The organism is Arthrobacter alkaliphilus (genome assembly GCF_021483235.1).
GTDB lineage: Bacteria > Actinomycetota > Actinomycetes > Actinomycetales > Micrococcaceae > Arthrobacter > Arthrobacter alkaliphilus.
The window spans coordinates 133655-154151 of record NZ_JAKEEC010000006.1; the positions used below are offsets into that span (position 1 = coordinate 133655).

Genomic DNA, 20497 nt, shown 5'->3' on the forward strand with positions numbered 1-20497 from the left:
CGAAGACGCATTGCCGTCTACCGGGAACCGGGGCCCGGGACCTGCGCACCACCGCCGCGCACCACACACTCAGTAGCTCCCTCCAAGGAGTCCCCCTTGACCAGCACCAAGACCACTGCCAGAAGCGCCGTCGCCCTCATGACGGCCCTGCTGATCCTCCTCAGCCTCGTTTCGCCGCCAGCGGCGAACGCGGCGGACCCTTCCGTGAAAGTCCTAGACACCGCAAGCACTATCACCGATCCCGCATGGTTCTCAAGGGCATACCGCGCCGGATTCCGACTGTATATCATGCACTCGACAGCCTGGGGTACCTGCGACCCTTGGTCACGGACCCAGACCCAGCTCAAAATGGCCCTCGACGCCGGCCTAAAAATTGCCGTATACACGCGGGATCCCAATTGTTGGCAAGGCGGGATCAACGCGGCCGGCCCCTACGCATCCCAGCTCCAGTTCTTCGCCCCCGACGCCGAAACGGGCGGCCCACAAGTCACCCGCGCCATGGTCGACGGCGTTAAGGCCACGGGCGTGCGGCCCGTCATCTATTCCGGGTCGGGGATGTGGCCGCAACTGATGAACAACAGCACTGCCTTCTCGGACGTCCCGCTCTGGGACACCGACACCCGCAACATCAACTACAACACATGGAGAGCCAACTACCTTTCCCCTGCCCCGGTCCAATATGGGGGCTGGAACACACCTGCCACGATGCGCGTCGGCGTGCAGCAGAAATTCAACCAAAACCTCAACGGCGTCATGGTGGACCTGGACTCCTTCAACGCAACCTTCCTGAACTAAAGCCCGCCACCGCAGCCCGGATCCTTTGCCGTGCCGTCCACGGAGGAAACCCGACCCGTGTACTGCTCGTACAGCTTCACGGCCTCGTTCAAATTGATGTGGCCGGCTGCGTCGCGCCTGTTGGGCAACCGGCGGAGCCCTACCTCGCCCGAAATGGGCACCCCTGGCGGTAGGCAGCACAGTGTCCGTCATCAACGGGACCACGATGACCGGCACCATCATTGGGAGCAATTCGGCTATTGGTTCGTACGACGTTGCAGTTGCCCCGGGGAGTCACGCGGTCTACGTGACCAATAGGAGTGGCACCGTGTCCGTGATAAACGGGACCTGGCCACCGGATGGGCCATCGGTGTACCCCCGGCCAGCTCCGCGGTCACGCGGGAAAATCCCCGCGGATTCGTTCCCGATGACCGTCGGTCTGGCCGGAAGCGTCTTCGACAACCCCGCGTACGGGCTGACCGATCAAAAACCGGTCGGACTGACCCCGATGAAAGTTTTCCCCACGACGTCTTAGACCCGGCTTGGACCGGAGGGACCGGATCCCGCAACTCTGCGCCGACTCAAACGACATGGTTGTCGATAACCACCCGGCAGCGGGGCCAACCCGAATCATGTCCATGCACCCAGTTTTGCAACAGTCACGGCCATGCAAAGCGGTGGTTTTCATTCACCGGAGGCCGAGGGTCCTCGGGACGACCGCGCTGGGCTTCGGCTTTGCACGGGCGCAGACCGCCGCCCACGACTCCCTCTTATCCACTTGCACTGCTGCCAGTGTCCGCCGACGTTGCGCAGGTACCAGATGATACCGTCGACGCCGAGTTCGTCGGTGAAGTTCGCGAGGCGGATCGCCTCGCTCAGGATCGGGCTGTCCAGCTCCACTCTCCTCAACACGAACATCGCAAACTCACGCGCAAACCGAAACTCATCCAGCGCGAAGCACCCTGGTACCTGGATGACCAAGACCCGAAGAAGACGGCCGGCGGTCGCTCCAAGTGTGAGGTGATGCGTGCTTGCGTACGCTAGTCAGCCGTCGCATGTCTTTGCCCATATCGATGACCCGGTGGACGCGACCTTACTCCAGCGCGCACGCCCGTGGCGTGCACAGAACAGCAGGTTCCCAAGCTAGCGGGTCAATGGATAGTCCGCTCGAAGCTGGAGGTGCTGGTGGAGTCCTGTCGAGCGCAGCATCGGAGTTTTCTTTCCGTCTGCCCATCCTGCGAAGGGAAGAACTTTTGGCGGCACGGCCTAGCGACGTGGAAGCCGGGCAGCCAACTCCCCCGCGGCGACCTGCATCACTGGCAGTTGCGCAGTTAGTTCCTCAACACTCATCCGGACAGTTGGGGCTGTGCAGGAAATGGCTGCAACCGCTCGCCTTGCTTCATCCAGGACCGGGACCGCAACGGCTCGCGTGCCGATGTCGTTTTCTTCGTCCGTGACCGCATAACCTTGCCAGCGGACTTGGTGGATCTCCTCGCGCAGTGCCTCGCGGCTGATGATTGTTTTGGGCGTGAGGGCTGGGAGATCGATTACCTCGATGAGCCCCTCTCGGACGTCGTCGCTGGCGAAGGCCAACAGCGCCTTGCCGACGGCCGAGCAATGCAGGTAGCCGCGAAGACCAGGATTACCGGCAACCCTGAAGTTTTTGGGTCCATCGATTTTTGCAACCGTGAGAAAGCGATCAGCATCAAGAACCCCGGGACTGGACCCTTCGTGCGTCTTATCAGTCAGGGCCGACAAGATGGGCGATGCGGTCCCCTCGAAGCCCAATGCATTGGAGACGCTCAGTCCAAGCTGGAACACCCGCAGCCCCAGGCTGTATTTCTTGTTCTTCGGATCAAAGTCGCCGAACCCGGTCAGCTGCAGTGACTGCAGAATCCGGTACGTCGTACTGAACGGCAGGCCCCCCGGCGTGCCAGATCCGCTGCCGTAGTCGGGCCTGGAGGCTCACCAAGCATCACGACAAGACCCAGAGCCTTTCCTATCATGTCCGGCTTTCCGCGCCTGTGGTCGGCCACCTGCCAGTTCTGTCGATTGGTCAAGGCCATGCTGAATGCTTTCACGGCTCTCGTGATGCGGCAACGGGATCGCCCTCGTACGTGGACTAATGCCTGGAGGCTGGGCCGCTGTAGTCGAGTGCTATTTTCCCGGCCGTCTGTTTCAGTTGAGGAAGGACAGTTTTCTCGACCTCAGTTGATGATGCCCGGTGCGTCTGCAGGGAAACGTTGGCGGCCGCCACAATCTCACTTCCCCGCCGCACGGGTACTGCGACGCCGCGCAACCCTTCCTCCAGCTCCTCCGCCACCATGGACCAGCCCTTATCCTGGGCCGCTTTTACTTCGGCGCGGAGCTGTTCGACGTCACTCAGGGATCGGTTGGTGTAGCGGTGTATCTGAACGGTCTGCAAATATTTTTCGAGATCGGGTTCGGGCAACCCCCCAAGGAGCACCCGGCCCATCGACGTGGCCCAGGCAGGAAATCTCGTCCCCACCGTTATTGAGATGCGTAGCAAGCGTGGCGAGGGAACACAGGCCACGTAGACAACATCTGGGCCGTCCAGGATACACAAGGCCGTAGTCTCATTCAGCGTCGATGCAAGGGCCTTCAAATGCGGCTCGGCTACTCCCGGCAGCGTCAATCCAGTCAGGTAGGACCGGCCGATGTCCAGTGACCGGGCGGTCAGCTCGAAGGTCGGACCGTCGGCCCGAAGGTAGCCGAGATCCGCCAATGTCATCAGGAACCGCCGGGCAGAAGCTCTGGTCATATCGGTCCGGGCTGCAATTTGCGAAACGGTTAGCTGCGGGTGCTCAGGACTGAAGGCGAGCAGAACGTCGAACGCCTTCTCAACCGACTTCACAAAATAGGCTGCCTGCTCCTCCATGAGCTGTGTCGTTGTCCTCTCCGAACTTTTGGCTGGCCCGTACGGGCGCGCTGGTTTTCAGAGCCGCTCCGATCCTATCGGGCGTGCGGCGGGAGGGCTGCAAACCTCCGCTCCTTTCCCGTCTAATGTCCTCGAACGAGCTCCAAAGATTCCTGCAGCAACGCGTAAGCGCGCTTTTCCAGTCCGAGTAGGGCGACCATCGCTACTGCCTGTTCGCGGAGATGGTCCCATCCATCTATGCGTCGAACCCCAAACTCGCGCGCTCTGGCAATGCTCGCGGTCACATGCGGCGCATAAACGAAGTCGTAGACGAGCGCGCCAGGGGCGAGCCTCCCCTCACCCCAAACGGGCGCGTCCGAGGCGTTTTTTCCGATCGGGGTTGCATTAACAACGAGTGAGGCCCCGGCAGCCAGCCCCTGTGCCTCTTCCCAGCACACGGCGCGGGCATCGATCCCCAACTTCTTGGCCACCGCGAGCAACTCGTCCGTGGCGTGGGAGTCCCTGTCGGTGATTGTGACAGCGCCGACTTGCTCTCTGATAGCGACCAGAACGGCCCTGGCCGCCCCACCGGCCCCCATCAAGAGAACGTGCCGCTGGAAGCCTTCACCAACCAGCGCACGGACCGCACTGATGTCCGTGTTGTGCGCGTGGAGGGCCGAATCCCTACGAAGCAGGAGGTTGCAGGCTCCACTCATGAGGACTTCCGGAGTGGCATGGTCGGCGGTCTCGGCGGCCCAGTGCTTGTGGGGCATGGTCACGTTCGCGCCAACTACGTCCGGCTCCAGCAATCGGTTCCGAACGCAAAGGAGGTCACCGTTGAGCGGCACATCCCACGGCTCGTATGCCCAGTCCGTACCGAGGCGTTGTAGAACCGGATTCCATAGACCCGGCGACTTCGCCTGGGATGCCGCCGAGCCGATGAGGAACAGCCTGCTGAGTGCCATGGAGTTGGTCATGAGACGCCTTTCGTGGCCGAGCATTTGACAATGCATCAAGGAGAGGTTGCGAAGCGTTGTGGTACACCTCACCACCTAGTATGCTCTTCCCAACGCATTACGCACAGTTGTTCGTTATGCGAACAAACTTTGAAAAACCATCAAAGACTCCGCCTTCAGCGTGGAAGGATCCCAACACATGACAAATCTCGCAGCCGGGTCAGAGGCCCTGAAGCCCACCGGAGCCGAGCGGCAACTCAAGCGCGCCAAAAAGGCCGCCTTTGCCGCGTTCCTCGGGGGCGCCCTGGAGTACTACGACTTCTTCATCTATGCCACGGCAGCATCGCTGGTCTTCTCGAAGATCTTCTTCCCCGCCGGCGACGCCACCGTGGCGCTGATCGCCTCCTTCGCCACGTTCGGTGTCGCCTATGTCGCACGTCCGTTCGGTGCGGTCTTTTTCGGCCACCTGGGAGACAAGATCGGCCGCAAGAACACCCTCGTTCTCACCCTGGTGCTCATGGGCAGCGCAACCTTCCTGATCGGCGCCCTTCCCGACTTCAACGCCGCAGGCTACTGGGCCCCTGCGCTGCTGGTGGTGCTACGCCTGATGCAGGGCCTGTCCGCAGGGGCCGAAACGGCAGGCGCCTCGGCCCTCTCCACGGAAGAAGCACCCATGGGCCGCCGCGGCTTCTTCGCCAGCTTCTCCATGAGCGGCATCTCCGCCGGCATCGTCCTGGCATCCCTGGCCTTCCTCCCCGTCGCCGCCATGAGCGAGTCCGACCGCCTCGCCTGGGGCTGGCGCATCCCGTTCTGGCTCTCCCTCGTCGTGCTGATCGTCGCCTACCTGGTGCGGCGTTCGCTTGAGGAACCGGAGGTCTTCGAAGAAAAGCACGACCATGGTGAACTAGTGAAGCTCCCGTTCGCCAAGATGTTCCAGACGCACCCGGCACAGTTCTTCCAGGTGGCGCTGATGTCATTCGAAACAGTTACCAACACCTTCATGCAGTCCTTCGGCCTGGCGTACGCGGTCTCAGTGGGTGTCCCGGCCTCCACCATGCTGTGGGTCAGCATCCTGGGCAACGTCCTGGCGATCGCAACCCAGCCGTTGATGGCGCGAATGTCAGACACGTTCGGCCGCCGCCCGATCTTCATCGGCGGCGTGCTTGGCTCCGGAGCCATGATCTTCATCTACTTCTCGGTGATCTCCACGGCGAACGTCCCCATGATCTTCCTGACCAGTACCCTGATCACCGCAGGAACCTACGCCATGTCCAACGCCATCTACCCCGCCTGGTTCTCCGAACTCTTCAATGTCAAGGTCCGCTACTCGGGCATGGCGATCGGACTCCAAATCGGCATCCTCTGCGCCGGCTTCACCCCGCTGCTCGGCACCGCCCTGGTGGGTGCCGACAAGGCCAACTGGGGACCGGCCGCCTGGATCGTGGCCGGGTCCTCGATCCTTGCGGTGGCAGGCGCCTGGTGGGCCCGCGAAACCGCCAAAACACCGCTCCGGGAGCTGGGGAACCACGTAAACTAGCTTTTATTCGCACGGACAATGTGAACAGCGTGGCAGATGTAAAGGGCGAGGGCCTCCGGTATCGATTTGGGCTACCACATTCCTCTTGATACCCAGGAGGCCCTCGTGCTCTCCGTTACCCATGCCAACGCCGACCTCACACCGAAGGCCAGGGGAAAGCTCGCGTATTTGGCCATCGAGCTGGGATGGACGCTCCACCGGGCATCTGAGCGGTTCCGATGCTCGCCGGTGACGGCCAAGATATGGGTAGACCGGCATCGGGCCCTGGGTCAAAACGGCATGATATCAATTGCCTTGAAGTGTCTGCCAATCGCTACTCCCGGCATATGAATACCCGCGCATGCCAGTTAATGAATGGGACTGGAAGTAGGCGCGACAACCTCGCCGAAGGAGCGATTCGATTCCATCCATCGGTGCCACCGATGTGACACCGAAGCACGGTCCGAATGGTGCAGAGATCACTATCCTGGAGATCGGACTGAGCACCTGGGATCGAATTCGGAGGCGTCGCGGCGACCGACGTCGTCGTGACGGAAACAAAGCTGACAGCCCATGTGCCCAACTTGCCGCCAGGCCAGCAAGTAGGCGTGCGTGATTAGCCCTGCCGAGACGGTCACATGGTCTGGAAATTTCACCACGGGAAATTGTGCGAGGAGTCCGTGGCTGGTTTCGATTGCCACGCGGATCGGGATATCCAGTCGCCGGGCTCTGCGAGCAGACCCCAAGAAGGGAATCGCGGAACGGGCTATTTTGCCCGGTGACCGATCAGGCTAGGGTTCGAGCTCGGCGACGACCTGCTTAAGGAGATCGCGCAGAACTTGTGAACGCGGTACGAGAGTCTGCCGCCATCGACTGGACAGGTCGTCCGTTCAAGGGGATCCGGCTCTTGTTGCGCGCAAGTCATGTCGCCCGGGCTCTCTGCCGCCATGAAAGACCAGGAGCCAACACAACCAGAACCCCAACTGAGTACGGAGAGAGCCGAAGACAGATAGACACCCCAATGGGGCAGGCCAAGAGAATACCGTTCGCCCCACGCTCAGAGGCCCAAAAAGGGCCCCTGAGCTGGGAAAACGTGCCGAGGTGGGACTCGAACCGGGTTCCAGACCCCGGAAAAACTGGGAAGTATTGAAAACATGCCGAGTACGGCCCGGTCCGGCACCGGTAAGGCCGAGTCCGACGGCGAGGGTGTGCACATTGTGCACACCCTCTTTTCTATGCCCTTGCATGCTCCGGACAGGCTCAAGGAGAGCCTGGCACAGGTGGCAGTATTCACTCCCGCTGGCGCCCCGCCGTTCAGGGATGACTCCACGGTCCGGTCACATTTCACTAGTAGCTCACCTCCTTCACGCATTCATGGTTCCAACAACGAACCACTGCATGACGCCGTGCCCGGATCACGCAAACGCCACAACGCCAGCATGGGTGAACCTCGCCCGAAGGTGTGCAGGGAAACCCAGGGCCTTTGCATGTCGGGTTGGGCGGACGATCTATGAATCAGGTCCCGAACGATTGGAAATCGCCCGTCCAGCTGGCCCGTCATCGAAGACAAAACATATGCCGAAGCCACGCACAGGACTAGGCTAACTGGCGTGCCCGTCCCTCCCGGCAGGCTCATGGTTCCGAACGTGGCCGGGAAAGCCGCCCTTTGAAACTGTTAGGCAGATTTGAGGAGAGCGGTGAGCGACCCGCGAATGGCGCCTACATCGATGTCTCCGGCTCTCTCCTTTGCCAGATGTTCGGCTAGCCGCCGCGGCCACAGTACGTGGACTCCGCGGGTTGAGAATGCACCCCCGATGAGCGGCCAAGCGGCTTCGACGAAACACAGCGCCCCGGTGACCGGGACATCCGTGAGGAGGTTGCGCACCACGTCGACTTGTTTGAGGACCCCGTCGACCAATTTCGTGCAGTCGCGCCGGCCGGCGAGAAGCTTTTCGGCGCGCGGTCGAAGGATCCCGCCGTCGACCTTCAGCTCGGGCCTGCCGTTGTACCGCTTGGCGTCGATCACCCATATCCCGCTGCCGGTGATGACGATATGGTCAATGTTGGCCTTCGAACCGGGGATAAGACGGTCGTGAAGAACTGCGATGCTATCGGTGGCCAGGGAGTTGAGCCGGGTCCCGAGGCGCTCCTCACCGATGGCACCCCGTTCCCAGGCCTTGGTGCTTTGCCGCTCGTCCGAGAGTGCGACGGCGAGGCTACCCAAGCGACCCCATTTCTCGCGGAGTCTCGCCTCATCTTTGGCTGTGCGCCGCTCGTATTCGCGTCGTGCCGGCGACCCGGCGACTCCGGCTCCGGCGGGCGAGAGCTCGGCAGACGGGTGTTCGAGATCCGGAAGTAGGGTCCCGTGGCCTCGTGGGGGCACGCGGGACACAAGACCGTCTTCGTCTCGCTCTCGTACGTCGCTTCGGTCCCGGCAGGAAGAGACGCGCCGCACATCCGGCAGGTTCCGGCATAACGAAGCCGCAACTGCTTCACGAGCACGCGCCGTGCGTCATCAGCGTTGGGCAGGAGACGAGAATTCTCTTGGGCACGGGAACAGTCTGCCAACGGAAGGCCCCGATCGGAAGAACTCACGACCGTAACATGCTCAGGAGCCTTCACTTCACGCCGGCGAGGTCGTCAGCAATCTGATGCGCATCCCGGACGGAGCGGGCGAGCCGGTCCAGTTTGGTCACCACGAAGGTGCCGCCGGCGCGGCAAGCGGCCAGAGCTTCACGCAACCCCGGACGGTTCCTGTCTCGGCCGGCGAGACCGTGCTCGACATAGAGCCGTTTGGGCTCAATACCCAAAGCTGACAGGGCATCCCACTGTGCGGTGAGGTCCTGTTCCTCAGAGAGACTCTTGCGTAACCGACCAGCAGTTCAGATATGTGTAGAGCAGCGTGCCATATATGGCCCCCTCACCGGTCAGATCACCGGACTGGTCTTACGGGACAGCCCACGGCCCGGAGCCTCGAGGGTGCAGATCCACTGACGGACTGTCCGGTCGAGGACCGGCTTACGGGCACTGAGATAATGGTCATCGCGACTATGACTGGGAGATGACCCTACGATCGGACTATGACTATGCAAGAAGATGGCGCGGACAGGGTTTCCCCCGACCGTCCCGAGATCAGCCTTAAGGAGGGCCTTCTGGCGAGGGCCCAGAGGCGGTTGGCCTACGACCCGAGATGGTCGAACCGAAAGTTCTTCCGTGCAGCGAGCCATGCCATGCAAAATCAGATGCTGGCCAAGCAACTGCACGAGCGGGAGCTCTCGGCGAGCCGTGACGACCCGTCCCGGAACCTTGTAGTCCCCTCAGACGAGCGAGTCGAGCTGCCCATACTCTGGGTGACCGAGTTCTACAGCCCGAGCTACGCCTCAGGCCTCACCGAAGCGCTCCAGAGCCGCTCATGGCCTGCGGACTCATGGGGAACGCTCACGGGAGACAACTTGCAGGACCGCCTCCGCCGTGCTCGCGAAGTGAACGCATTCTCCTCTGGGCGAGTTGGAACGTTCGTCGACATCGCTTCGAAAACCCTGCCGCCGTTGGGGGGAGCCCAAAGTGAACGTCTACCCGAAGGCATCGGGCGCATTGAGGTCTGGCTCGTCACCATTGCCCCGGCCCTGACCGTAGTAGTCGCAACATGCTTCCTCGACAAGGACGGGAAAGACCGTCTGGACAACACACTGCGGGCGGATTACCAAGCCCGTCTGGAGCGTCCAGGCGGAAGGATCCGGATACGGACCAGACGTGATGAGGCTGTAGGAGCCGTCCTCCGAGAGCGAGACCGGATCCACGCTGAGGCCCGTCAGTGGCTCGTCGGTAAGGCGCCGGGAATCTTTGCAACCGAAGGCGAAGGACAGTTGCCTGTACTGGATGTGCTGCTCACCCACAGGTACGATCCACTCGCCGATTTCGACCCCAAAGATTCAGGCCTCCGATCCGCCCTCGGCCTGAGCCGCCTTGCCAACGGCAGGATTGTACTGGCGGACTCCCCGGAGTTCAGGCTCGACCAGAAGGAAGCCCTTGGCGAGGACATCTTCCGGTGGACGCTCTGCGCGAATTACAGTGCAGTCTTCCCAAACGAGACGTTCGAACACTACTGGGGTCAGACGCGTTCAGCCGAGGCGATCGCGACTGCCCTGGAAGCCGATGGGTGGGGACGATCCCTATTGATCAGACTTGCCATCAGCCAGCTCATCGATGTCAAGGTCCGTGGGATGAATCGGTCGCGCGACCTTGCCAACGGCATCCACGACGGCCGTTCGCCGGTGCGCAGCATTAAAGAGCTCCGCCGCACCGTGCTGACCAACAGCATCGACTTGGACGCCATCGCAACGGGGATTAACGAGTTCACCTCCGACCGCCGCCGCTATGAGAGGGACGTGCCACGCCTGCGGATCGAGCCGAGCGACTCGAACACACAGGAGGATGACGTTCTCTCTGGGTTGGCAAGGAGGCAGGCCGAGTCACTAAAAGACCTGCTCGAAGCAGACCGTTCGATGACCGAGCGCCTCGAAGTTGTAGCATCGCTGACGAGCTCTCTGTCAGGGATAAGGTCCCAGCGGTGGGCAGCCGCACTCAGCGTCGTCGCAATCGCGATCGCCGCGACCGCCGGCTACATCTCCTACCTCACGCTCATTGCAACTCAAGTCACTACTGGCCACTAAGTTACTGCCGGTGAAGGGCGACGCCAGCAACAGTTTGGGGCACCGCCGCTCATGATTCAGAGAGGAGTCGTGACGGATGTTCGGTAGAGGATCCCTCAGCGGGACGCTCTGCTAGCGGATCCTGGTGGGACTCAGCCTCGTGCGGCGGCCCACACGTTCTCGAGTCGGCCTTTCGCTTCCTCGAATTCAGCACCAGCCAGGATCGAGGTGTTGTCGTCGCAAAGGTACAGCTCAAGGCGATCCGAAAGATCGCTTCCCTGCGGGTCCAACTCGAGGGTGAGCACCTTCGTCCCGGGCTTGTCACCCGAGGCCGGGTTGGATGGGATGTCACCGATAGATCGCACCTGGTTCCCTGGCAGCTGTCCGGCGAGGACGTAGCCCTTCCCGAAATCGCGGGCGATACACGGCGAGGTGCTGTTCATAAGCCACGAGAAGGAAACCGGTTTATCCGGCGTTTTTGATGGACTTGTATGGCCATGAGATGTTCCTATAACAAGTCCTTTACAGCTGATCCTGTAAACGAGTTCCCAGCGGTCTCCTCGGGTGCCATGCTGAGGCTCGAACGTCACCTTCGGATGCAAGAGTGATTGGGGAAAGTCGTGGGAATTCGATACCGAGGTGGATTTCGATACCGAGATCCGTCCTGGTGGCAGGTTGGTTGGCTATATGTAATTGCGGCAACAGCCGCAATCCCTCCCCTAAGTCCTGCTCGGATGGTTGTCGTGGTTCTCATGTTTGTTGTTGTGACCGCGGCGGTAGTTGTAAAAATCATCCGGGCGCGTTCCGCTAAAAACTCTTCGGAACGTTCCGGGGGTGACCGATGGGGTCGATCACGAGCAAGCCGATGTTCGAGCGGACCGAAAGTTGGGCGTCTCCACTTGCGGCCAAAGTTGCTGCAGATGCTGTTGCTCGAGCCTTTCTGGATCGGAACGCAAGAGTTGAACAGGACGGCTGTGCGGTGAGCATTCGTCGCGGATCAAATTGGCAGTATCGGCTATGGGGAAATCTCTTTTCTGCCGGACGTCAGAACGTCCCTATTGCCCTGGTCATTGAAGCCCGGCCCGCAAGGGTCACCACATTCATAGGATGAAACATGCCAGTCCAGCGCTCAGTATTGCCGAATTGGGCAAACAACTCTCCGCTGATTTGAATGGGTAGAGCCTCCGGGAGCCCTATTGATTCGACGTCTACTGTTGCGATCAGCCGGTGCTCACCAACTCCCGGTAGCAGACTGAGATGCCCTGGGCTGGAACTCAGGCTTAGCCGCAGCTTTGAGTCTTGGCTAAAGGTCAGGTCGGCCACAGCGGTCTCTCTTTCTTCATTTTCCACAGGTCTTTCCCAGACTCTATGCGTTTTATGGATCCGGTCCTGACCAACCTCAGCCGGGGCAGAAAATAAACGCAGACCCAGGCAACTGATCACGGCCAAACTCGTTTGTGCGCCCACGGCTAGAAGGCTTCTTTGAGCCTGCGCAAGATGTTGGCGAGGAGGATGACACTATCGGCGATGATGCCGGCGTCACGTCGCGATCCGGTGGGTGAGTGCTTGACATCGTGAGCCATGGCTGATGCTTTCTTGGCCAATCCACGAAGGTGTTCGTTAGCGCCTCCCTGCAGTTCCTTGTTGGCGTAAGCCTCGATCCGGATATTGGTCTTGTCGACCGGAGGCTCGGTTTCGCCGGGCGCGAGATGCTCGTCAGCGTCATAGACAATGGCGCTCAGCGCTTCCAACACCGCTTCAGACCGATTCCCGACATCGCGGTAGTCCTGGGGGGTTGCAGCCGTGCGGAATCTCTGCCGCAGAGCCTCAATCTCCTCGTCGACAAGAGGCCAGCCAATAGCCGAGTGTGGCGATACCGATTCGGCCAGTTCTGCACGAAACTGCTGCTCCTCAGCAGTTTCCAAGGTCTCAAAAACCGGGCGGAAATACTTCTCCAGTAGGTCGCGACGAGCCTGCCATCCACCGGTTCCAGCACATCCTTCTGCAATCCAATGTGTCCGGAAAGAAGTGAAATCCCGCCATGGCACTTCGAAAGAGGTTGCGTGTCGAGAAAGAACTCGCCGGAGAGCTCTCAAGACTTCGCGAGACTCAGCATTATCGATGCGCTGACTGCCATCGGTACCAAAAGCCACGAATTGCTCGTGAACAAGTCGTGTGAGGTTGATAGCTGATGCGAGGTCGTCATCGCCAGGAATCGGGCCAGGCTCAAGCTTGTGTATGAGCTCGAGGTCTAAGACTTCCCGGGATCCAAGAAAGTCTCGAATCTCCCGGAAGTACATACTCACATGCATATTGCCTCCACGCTATCGAGCCTACTTTGTGGAAACGCACAGCTGTCGCACGCCTAATCGTGCCGTGGCGACGCCCGTAAGCCGGCTCCCCGTGATGTGCCTGCATGCGCCGAGGCTTCCGTCAGAATGGAGCCTGATTCCGCCTCGGCCGGATTCCGTATAGCCTCCCCGATATGTTGCAGCGGTGAGCGTGCCCTAACCGCTTCTACAAGCCTTACTGCAGCTTGGGCGTATTCTGGCCTCGGCCATCATCTACTCGATATCGGCCTGGCGGATAGCGAGTCGTCCACCCTCGGTGTCAGTTCTCCGGCACCATAGCAACGTGGCTAGGTATCGGATGACGGGCGTTTCGGCGCCTTTTGGCGGGGCGCAGTGGGAGCGCAAGGACGACGATCGGGAGATTGCCCGACGAGTCCTCAATCTACTGGGTGACCGGCGCATGCTCTGGAAAGACTTCTCGGTAGAGATCGAGGAACACTGCGTCGGGTCCGCTGACCACACACGCAAGGAACTCGCGAAGCTTATCGATAACCCTGAAATCGGGCCCGAGCTGATCCGGCGCGTCCAACTGCTCCAGAGGCTGTTCCGGGACTTCATGGACGAAATTGGTCCATCGGGTGACGACTGGGACCGGCGCTACCGGCCGATAGGGACCGACCCCCTGTCCATGGCGCTCGGTCGGTTACGCGGGCTAGCTGGTATCCAGATTGGGGAATTGGCGGCTGAGTACGGCCTCGAAGTGTCAGAGGAACTCGCCAGCATCGTTCCCGACCAGACAGGTTGGTTCTTCGAGAGGTTCGACGGTGCCTCAGAATGAGTGGCGACAACGACAGCATGGCGACCTCCGTTCCCGCGTCTGTCATCTTGCGGCTGACTGGCTTGCCGGGGCGGGAGAAGATCTCTGGGTAAGCGCCTAGGCCACGAAGAACGTTTCGTGCGGCGCCATAACTCCCGAGGACCTCTACTTGGGCAAAGCCGTGGCGTGATGCCTAGGCACACCCACCTCAGTTTGCTCCAGTAACGGCAGTGAGGTGGGTAGGACTGGTGGTCTTCATGGCAGCGTCACGGTTTTCATCAAGGCGTGCGGTGCCGCCCGTAACCATCTCCGGCAAACGTCCCGCGGCATCGGCATCCAACATTCAACCGCAACGCTGAGTCATGGCCTTGCCCGGGGCTGGTCCGAGTTCCCACCCGAAAGACGGGACCCTATATGGCGTCCCCGCGACGTGAAGGGGTCCACGCTGCCTCTCGTTCTGCCGCTTCATTATCGCCGGGCGGGTCCTTCGCGCAACCCAGGGCGCTTCGCCCCGGTGGCAAGCGAAAAATTTCGTTCGGCGCTCCTACGTCGCTTATTTCCTCGCGAAATTTTTCCTTCCCACCGGTCCCCCAAGTTGCACTCCGGCCCCTCATACCCGGCGCTTGGTCCCCTACCAGAACGCCACCCAACCCCAACGACACGATCACTGCCAGGCCAGATGCGTTCATGGCCAAAACGGTCATGTTGCCTAATCACGGAGCAGCGATGAACGCGTAGAGGTCCACGAACGGCGGCCCACAAAGCGAAAAAAGGAGGCTCAGCACAAACGATCCGACCCGCACCTCAGAAAAATCCCGGCGTTGCGTCTGAAGTCATGTTGCTTGCTATCGCAATGGCCATGAACGAATGGGCGGACACGAAAGCATCGCCGGGTGCATGAACGAGGACCACATGGCACAGGAAGCGGATCACAGAAAAGCGACATCCACGCGGTCGGCCTAGGTCATGTTGCTACCCGCTCGATCGGCCATGAACAAGTGAAGGACCACAAGCTGCGCGACACACGACCAGAGGAACAAGGACTAGATGCGCAACACACGATCCGAAGAAAAAGATCCGCACCGATTTCGCTCAGGTCATGTCGCAGAAGATCTCAGCCGACATGAACGAGCAGGAAAGCAACAAAGGGGCCAAGGCTAGCTGAGGGAGTGAAACCAATGCGTACGATGCGACTCTCGGAAAGGGACCGTGAAAACTATTTGGTCCAGGTCATGTGGCCCGGGCCGGGACTGCCCATGAAGGAGTGATGATCACCCCAACCCACGCTCCTGGAAGGAAAGGAAGTAGCCGGCCACAGCAACGGCCACCACCAAGACTCCATAACCGTCATCAAAAAGATGATCTGTCCCCACTCAGAGGCCCAAAAGGGCCCCTGAGCTGGGAAAACGTGCCCAAGGTGGGACTCAAACCGGGTTCCAGGCCCCGGAAACACAGGGAACTCCCGAAAACATGCCGAGTACGGCCCAGTCCGGCACCGGTACGGCCGGGTCCGACGGTATGCCTGTGCACATTGTGCACACCCCTTTCTTGCTCTTTTGTTGCACGAAGCGAACGATTGGAAGCCCGGCAGTTTGTGTGAGGGATAGGGATCCTTTGACCGGGCCCTCCTTACAGACGGAGCCTCCTATCTGGAAGTTACGTACACCTCATCAAAGGCAACCGTAGGATCGACAGGTTCACCGAAGACGCACAACCGAGGATAGGCCCAGAAGCCACAAAAACGCTCAAGAGTGCCGACCAATGCACCCGCTACCGTTTCATCCTTTGGCCGATCGTCACAGCCATCCTCTTTGCCGCCATGCTCCCTGCGGAGGATGCCGAATTGGCTGGGCAACGTGATGTTATCGACGGTGGCATTGCGTTTTGTCGTTGCACCTTGGTCTTTCGGGACATTTTCGATCCGCCGAAAACGGGTCGGCCGGCAGGCTTCGCAATACCCTCGGCAGGCCGCCACAGCTCCGTCAGCGCCGAGTTCTCAGTTGCGCCCTCCGGGCCCCCAGAGACCTTCGATAACTACACGGCTGAAAAAAGGCATTCCCCGAGAGGTAACTATCTTTGCCTGGCCTCGCCAAAGGCCGGGGCGACCGGCCTGCGGAGTACCGGAGCCGACAAGCCTTGGGTATGCCTTCAAGACCGTGCTGTCCGCATGTTGGGACGGTCCGCGTACCTGCACGCTGAGGGATCGTTTCCTGCAGGACGTCCCGCGCGTTTTTCGTCATGTCAAGGGCAAAGGCGAAAACTTCGTCTCAGGTGCCAACCCCGTATTGCTAGGTCCTGGAATTGACATATTTCAAGAACCTACCGAAATTATCCAATCGATAGGTATAATCTGGGCCGGGGGGACATACAAATCATTTGGGCCTTCCGCACATGATTCTTATCCATGTCACAGGAGGTCCCAGTCACGTGAGTATCCCCCGTCAACGCCCGCTCGTCTTTGCAATACTGGCCGTGATGTTTGCCGCATTGCTTGGCCCCATTGCTGCCGCTCCGGCGAGAGCTTCAACTACCGCTTCGATCAGCGGAACTGTCACTGTCCCGGCCGGCGTGGACGTCACGAAAGTCCTCGTGACGTTGAGCTACTCTGACGGGACGACTTGGTACTCGCCGACCAGAAACCCGGCCCCGAACGGTACCTACTCGTTTACTGGGCTACCGGCGATTACCGGCAATTTCCCGAGCCCGGGCTATAGCCTGAACTTTGACGGCCAAAACATTGTCAACGTCCAGAAGCAGTATGCATCCGGGAACCTTGCCGACGGTCAGGCCGCCATCGTGAACACGACGATGCCCGCCGGTGCGATCATTCAAGGGCGGGCCATCGTTCCAGCCGGCGAAGTTGCCAGTAATGTATCAGTGCAGGCCGGGCGGGAGTTCGTATGGTCGACGGCTACCCCTCTTGCCGCGGACGGCAGCTACAAAATCGTCGGCCTATCATACGCCCAGGTCTCCGTCCGCTTTTCCAGCCCCAAGATCCCCTACACGTTCTATCCAGGGGTTCCGCGGTATAGCTCAGCGCAGGTGCTCTCGGCCGTGCCGGGTCAAACCAGTCAGCTGGCCGACGTCAGCCTGCCCCTCGGAGCTTTCATTTCCGGCACAATCTCCCCCCCTTCGGGAACCACTCCCTCCGGCGGCTCAGGTGGTTACTACCAAATAACGGCCAATATTGCGGGCAGCATCGCGGATTTCAACAGCGGCGCATCGGCCCTGCGGCAGGCCTACGCCGGACCGGATGGATCGTACACTCTTGGTCCGATCTGGCCCGGATCGTACTTGCTCGACACAACAGGTGCAGGGACCACCTCGTCCGGCGCAAACGTCACCTTTGCCAGGCAATGGTTCAATGGAGCATTCACGCCCAGCACCGCAACTCCAGTGATCGTCGCTGCGGGACAGACCCTGACGGGGATGAACGAAACCCTCAGCGTCGGCGGATCGATCTCCGGTCTAATCTCCGCTTCCACCGCCGCCGTGGCAGCGTCACCGGGCGGCGCCACGAGCACGCTGAACGTGATGGATTCGCAGGGCTATGTCGTCCAAAGGGGATTCTCCGACTGGAGGACCCCAGGGTCCACCACTGCGAGCGGACTCGGCGCCGGCAACTATCGAGTGGCATTCAACCGTGACTACATCACATACGATTTTTACCGGCCCGATATCAGCCAGGGGTCGTCCGGAGATACCCAAAGCTCGACATCTCAATCGGTCGATGAGGCACAGTTCTACCAAGGTCTGCCTGAGTCGTCCGGGCTAGGGGCTGCTACCCCTGTGCCCGTGACGGCGGGACAAACGACGACCTTAGCCAAAACCCAACTGATCCAAGGAGGTGTGCTCACGGGGCAGGTGATGAGTCCGAACGGCAGCCCCCTGCCGTACGTCAATGTCGAAGCGTTTACTTCGGATGGTTCCTTCATAACCCGAGGCGGTTCGACCGACTCAAATGGCCGGTTCAACCTCACGGGCCTGACCACGGGCAATTACATACTCCGCGCGAACCAGAACGGGTTCGCAACCGGTCTGCCAGTGTTGTATTCGGGGAACACGACCGACCCGATGAAGGCGACCACGGTCGCGGCGGCCGTCGGGGCGACGAAGGATGTGGGCACGCTCTCGTACGCTCCGGCTGCGACACCAACGCCGACACCGACACCAACCCCGACACCAACCCCGACACCGACGCCAACGCCGACTGCCGGCATTCCGGGTGGTTCGACGCCGATCACTCCGACCCGGTTCGTGGACACGCGTCCCTCTGGGCCGGTTCCGGGCGGCGGGACGGTTTCCGTGCAGGTCGCCGGCGTGCATGGCGTCCCCGCAGATGCCGCAGCGGTTGTGCTCAACCTGACCGTGACCCAGACTGAGGCCGCCGGGTTCCTCACCGCGTACGCATCCGGGAGCGAGAAGCCCAACACCTCGAACGTGAACTACGGCCAAGGGCAGACCGTACCGAACCTGGCCGTGGTCCCGGTCGGCCCGGACGGGAAAATCACGATCGCGACCACCTCTTTCGGATCGGCACAGGTCATCGCCGACGTTTCGGCCTACTACCGCGGCGGGACACCGGCCGCGGCAGGCTCCTTCGCCCCGCTCGCACCCACCCGGTTCCTGGACACGCGAAACACCTCCGGACCGGTAAGCTCCGGAGGGACCGTCTCGTTCCAGGTCGGGGGCGTCAAAGGGATCCCCGCCAACGCCTCGGCCGTCGTGGTGAACCTGACCGTCACCCAGCCGAACTCCTTCGGGTTCCTCACCGCCTACGCCTCCGGTTCGACCAAGCCGGTCTCCTCGAACGTGAACTACGCCGGGGGCCAGACCGTGCCCAACCTCGCCGTCGTCCCCGTGGGACCGGACGGGACAGTCACGATCGCCAACACCGAATCCGGCGCTGGATCAAGCGCGCAGGTCATCGCCGACGTCTCCGGCTACTTCCTTCCCGGAACACCCGCCACCAGCGGCGCGTTCGGGCCGGTCACCCCCACCCGTGTCCTTGACACGAGGACATCCTCAGGCCCGGTCCCGGCCGGCGGCACGGTCTCCTTCCAAGCCGCCGGAGCAAACGGGGTCCCGGCCAACGCGGCCGGCGTTTGGGTCAACCTCACCGTCACGGAGACGACCTCGTTCGGATTCCTCACCGGATACGCCTCCGGAACCACCAAGCCCGGATCCTCGAACGTGAACTACGCCACCGGGCAGACCGTGCCGAACATGGCCTACCTGCCCATCGGAGCCGACGGGAAAGTCACCATCGCCAACACCGAGTCCGCACGGGGATCGACCGCGCAGATCATCGCCGACGTCTCCGGATACCAACTCAAATAACCACCCAGACCCAAACAAAACCGTGAAACAAAAGTAGGAGGGCCGGGGCCATCGGCTCTCCTACTCATTTCCGGAACACGGACTAATAGGCCATGACCGGTTTTGGGGACGGGCCGATATGCACACGGCAAATGGATTATNCAGACCCAAACAAAACCGTGAAACAAAAGTAGGAGGGCCGGGGCCATCGGCTCTCCTACTCATTTCCGGAACACGGACTAATAGGCCATGACCGGTTTTGGGGACGGGCCGATATGCACACGGCAAATGGATTATCATAGTCAATAGCCGCAGTCCTGTCCCTCATTCGCCGAGGTATTCCCAACCCAGTTCTCAATCAAACCCTCCGCGGACCCGACTAGACACAACAGATGTCTCCTATACCTGCAGCAGCCCCCTAATCCTCTAATCGGCGCTCGGCTCAGGGTCCGCATCAGGGTCGGAGTCGACCCATTCCAGCGCGCGACGAGGTTGCCCTCAGCGCGAAGCGCATCTCAACGACAAAGTACCGGTTCTGATCCATGTGGAAGAACAGCAAGTCGACATAGTAGGCGTCGCCTTCGACGCCGAAGTGGACCTGCCCTCCAAAGGAGAATCCGGGTCCGAGCTGACGCAGGGTCTCGGTGAAGGCGTTTTCGAGGTCCCGCTCTGCGACCTCCCCGGAGAGCCCAGGAAACTCAAGATATAAGAGGTTTCCGGGCCGATGAGTACTTCCCGATGCGCGAGTACGACGGTGACTACGACCGAAGTCATCGATTCCCCTCGCTCACAGGCGGTGGGCTGTACGAAGTACAGGTACTGGAAAGGTCGTCGACACCTTACGAACGTCGTTCGCATCGGCCGCATCCAGCGCATAGAACCCAGCCAGATCCTCTTCGAACGTGGGGAGTCGAGCGGATTGAAGGTCCGCGCCGGCAGCGGATTCGGTTGCCCAGCTGACGTAGCGTTCACATTTGCTTCTCAGCCTGACATCGCTTGGATTCGCGAGTACTGCCGTGATAATTTCTGCCAAGACCACGGCAGGTGTTGCCGTGGCCGCATTTTTGGGGGCTTGCATGCGTTTTCTGAAACCGACGTTCCTTGCCGTGTTGACGGTCCTGGCTTCGATCGTGGCTTCCGGGTTGTGGGTTCTCCCGGCATCCGCGACCCCGGCCCCTTCGTCGGTCGGCGCTGCAGTCCCGCAGCTAACGGCAGCCGCTTCTGATGCCGGGGCTATGGTGCCGGTAGCCCCGTTCCGTGCCCTGGACACCCGCTCCGGTGCCCCGGTCGGCCC

12 protein-coding genes and 3 pseudogenes are annotated in these 20497 nt (G+C 60.9%); 7 read left to right on the forward strand and 8 right to left on the reverse strand.

What is annotated here, in order from left to right:
- The first annotated feature begins 96 nt into the window (after window positions 1-96).
- Window positions 97-795, forward strand: a complete 699-nt coding sequence (locus L0B83_RS06920; protein WP_234757677.1) for a glycoside hydrolase family 25 domain-containing protein — start codon at window positions 97-99, stop codon at window positions 793-795.
- A 1245-nt stretch (window positions 796-2040) separates the two neighbouring features.
- Here the strand turns inward: L0B83_RS06920 and L0B83_RS19865 are convergent.
- The 3 genes from L0B83_RS19865 to L0B83_RS06935 all read right to left on the reverse strand — a co-directional run bounded on the left by L0B83_RS19865 (window position 2041) and on the right by L0B83_RS06935 (window position 4629).
- Window positions 2041-2595 carry an IclR family transcriptional regulator gene (locus tag L0B83_RS19865; protein WP_234757678.1) on the reverse strand — a complete coding sequence of 185 codons (555 nt, stop codon included), beginning with the start codon at window positions 2593-2595 and terminating at the stop codon, window positions 2041-2043.
- A gap of 301 nt (window positions 2596-2896) precedes the next feature.
- Window positions 2897-3673: an IclR family transcriptional regulator domain-containing protein gene (locus tag L0B83_RS06930; protein ID WP_234757679.1), complete on the reverse strand. Its 777-nt coding sequence runs from the start codon at window positions 3671-3673 to the stop codon at window positions 2897-2899.
- Window positions 3674-3795: 122 nt separating this feature from the next.
- Window positions 3796-4629 (reverse strand): shikimate dehydrogenase family protein, encoded by an 834-nt coding sequence (locus L0B83_RS06935; protein ID WP_234757680.1) that lies wholly within the window; start codon window positions 4627-4629, stop codon window positions 3796-3798.
- Between the two features lie 178 nt (window positions 4630-4807).
- On the opposite strand from L0B83_RS06935, the gene L0B83_RS06940 reads away from it, so the two are divergent.
- Window positions 4808-6145, forward strand: coding sequence for an MFS transporter (locus L0B83_RS06940; protein WP_234757681.1), 1338 nt, complete (start codon window positions 4808-4810; stop codon window positions 6143-6145).
- A gap of 105 nt (window positions 6146-6250) precedes the next feature.
- Window positions 6251-6439 (forward strand): annotated as a pseudogene (locus L0B83_RS06945) (helix-turn-helix domain-containing protein); the annotation flags it as partial.
- Window positions 6440-7799: 1360 nt separating this feature from the next.
- Here L0B83_RS06945 and L0B83_RS06950 read toward each other — a convergent pair.
- Together L0B83_RS06950 and L0B83_RS06955 are read right to left on the reverse strand one after the other, a co-directional pair.
- On the reverse strand, window positions 7800-8516 hold the full coding sequence (locus tag L0B83_RS06950) for a nuclease-related domain-containing protein (RefSeq protein WP_234757682.1): 717 nt from the start codon (window positions 8514-8516) through the stop codon (window positions 7800-7802).
- 238 nt (window positions 8517-8754) lie between these two features.
- Window positions 8755-9014, reverse strand: a pseudogene (locus L0B83_RS06955) (recombinase family protein); the annotation flags it as partial.
- Between the two features lie 190 nt (window positions 9015-9204).
- Here L0B83_RS06955 and L0B83_RS06960 point away from each other — a divergent pair.
- Window positions 9205-10797 (forward strand): hypothetical protein, encoded by a 1593-nt coding sequence (locus L0B83_RS06960; RefSeq protein WP_234757683.1) that lies wholly within the window; start codon window positions 9205-9207, stop codon window positions 10795-10797.
- A 131-nt stretch (window positions 10798-10928) separates the two neighbouring features.
- On the opposite strand, the gene L0B83_RS06965 is transcribed toward L0B83_RS06960, so the two are convergent.
- Window positions 10929-11219, reverse strand: coding sequence for a hypothetical protein (locus L0B83_RS06965; protein ID WP_234757684.1), 291 nt, complete (start codon window positions 11217-11219; stop codon window positions 10929-10931).
- 1026 nt (window positions 11220-12245) lie between these two features.
- Window positions 12246-13082, reverse strand: a complete 837-nt coding sequence (locus tag L0B83_RS06970; RefSeq protein ID WP_234757685.1) for a hypothetical protein — start codon at window positions 13080-13082, stop codon at window positions 12246-12248.
- A gap of 328 nt (window positions 13083-13410) precedes the next feature.
- On the opposite strand from L0B83_RS06970, the gene L0B83_RS06975 reads away from it, so the two are divergent.
- Both L0B83_RS06975 and L0B83_RS19870 read left to right on the forward strand, forming a co-directional pair.
- Window positions 13411-13905 (forward strand): DUF6650 family protein, encoded by a 495-nt coding sequence (locus tag L0B83_RS06975; protein ID WP_234757686.1) that lies wholly within the window; start codon window positions 13411-13413, stop codon window positions 13903-13905.
- Window positions 13906-16311: 2406 nt separating this feature from the next.
- The gene (locus L0B83_RS19870; RefSeq protein WP_234757687.1) at window positions 16312-19224 is read left to right on the forward strand and encodes a carboxypeptidase-like regulatory domain-containing protein; all 2913 of its coding nucleotides are present in this window, start codon (window positions 16312-16314) and stop codon (window positions 19222-19224) included.
- Between the two features lie 433 nt (window positions 19225-19657).
- On the opposite strand, the gene L0B83_RS06985 is transcribed toward L0B83_RS19870, so the two are convergent.
- Complete coding sequence (locus L0B83_RS06985; protein ID WP_308193964.1) at window positions 19658-19981, reverse strand: PDDEXK nuclease domain-containing protein; 324 nt, start codon at window positions 19979-19981, stop codon at window positions 19658-19660.
- Between the two features lie 298 nt (window positions 19982-20279).
- Between L0B83_RS06985 and L0B83_RS06990 the strand changes: the two are divergent.
- Window positions 20280-20497 (forward strand): annotated as a pseudogene (locus L0B83_RS06990) (hypothetical protein); the annotation flags it as partial.

Excerpts from the sequence above, each read along its gene's own strand:
- L0B83_RS06940 (WP_234757681.1), top strand. The coding sequence starts at position 4,808 with ATGACAAATCTCGCAGCCGGGTCAGAGGCCCTGAAGCCCACCGGAGCC.
- L0B83_RS06960 (WP_234757683.1), top strand. The coding sequence starts at position 9,205 with ATGACTATGCAAGAAGATGGCGCGGACAGGGTTTCCCCCGACCGTCCC.
- L0B83_RS06930 (WP_234757679.1), bottom strand. The coding sequence starts at position 3,673 with ATGGAGGAGCAGGCAGCCTATTTTGTGAAGTCGGTTGAGAAGGCGTTC.
- L0B83_RS06935 (WP_234757680.1), bottom strand. The coding sequence starts at position 4,629 with ATGACCAACTCCATGGCACTCAGCAGGCTGTTCCTCATCGGCTCGGCG.
- L0B83_RS06965 (WP_234757684.1), bottom strand. The coding sequence starts at position 11,219 with ATGAACAGCACCTCGCCGTGTATCGCCCGCGATTTCGGGAAGGGCTAC.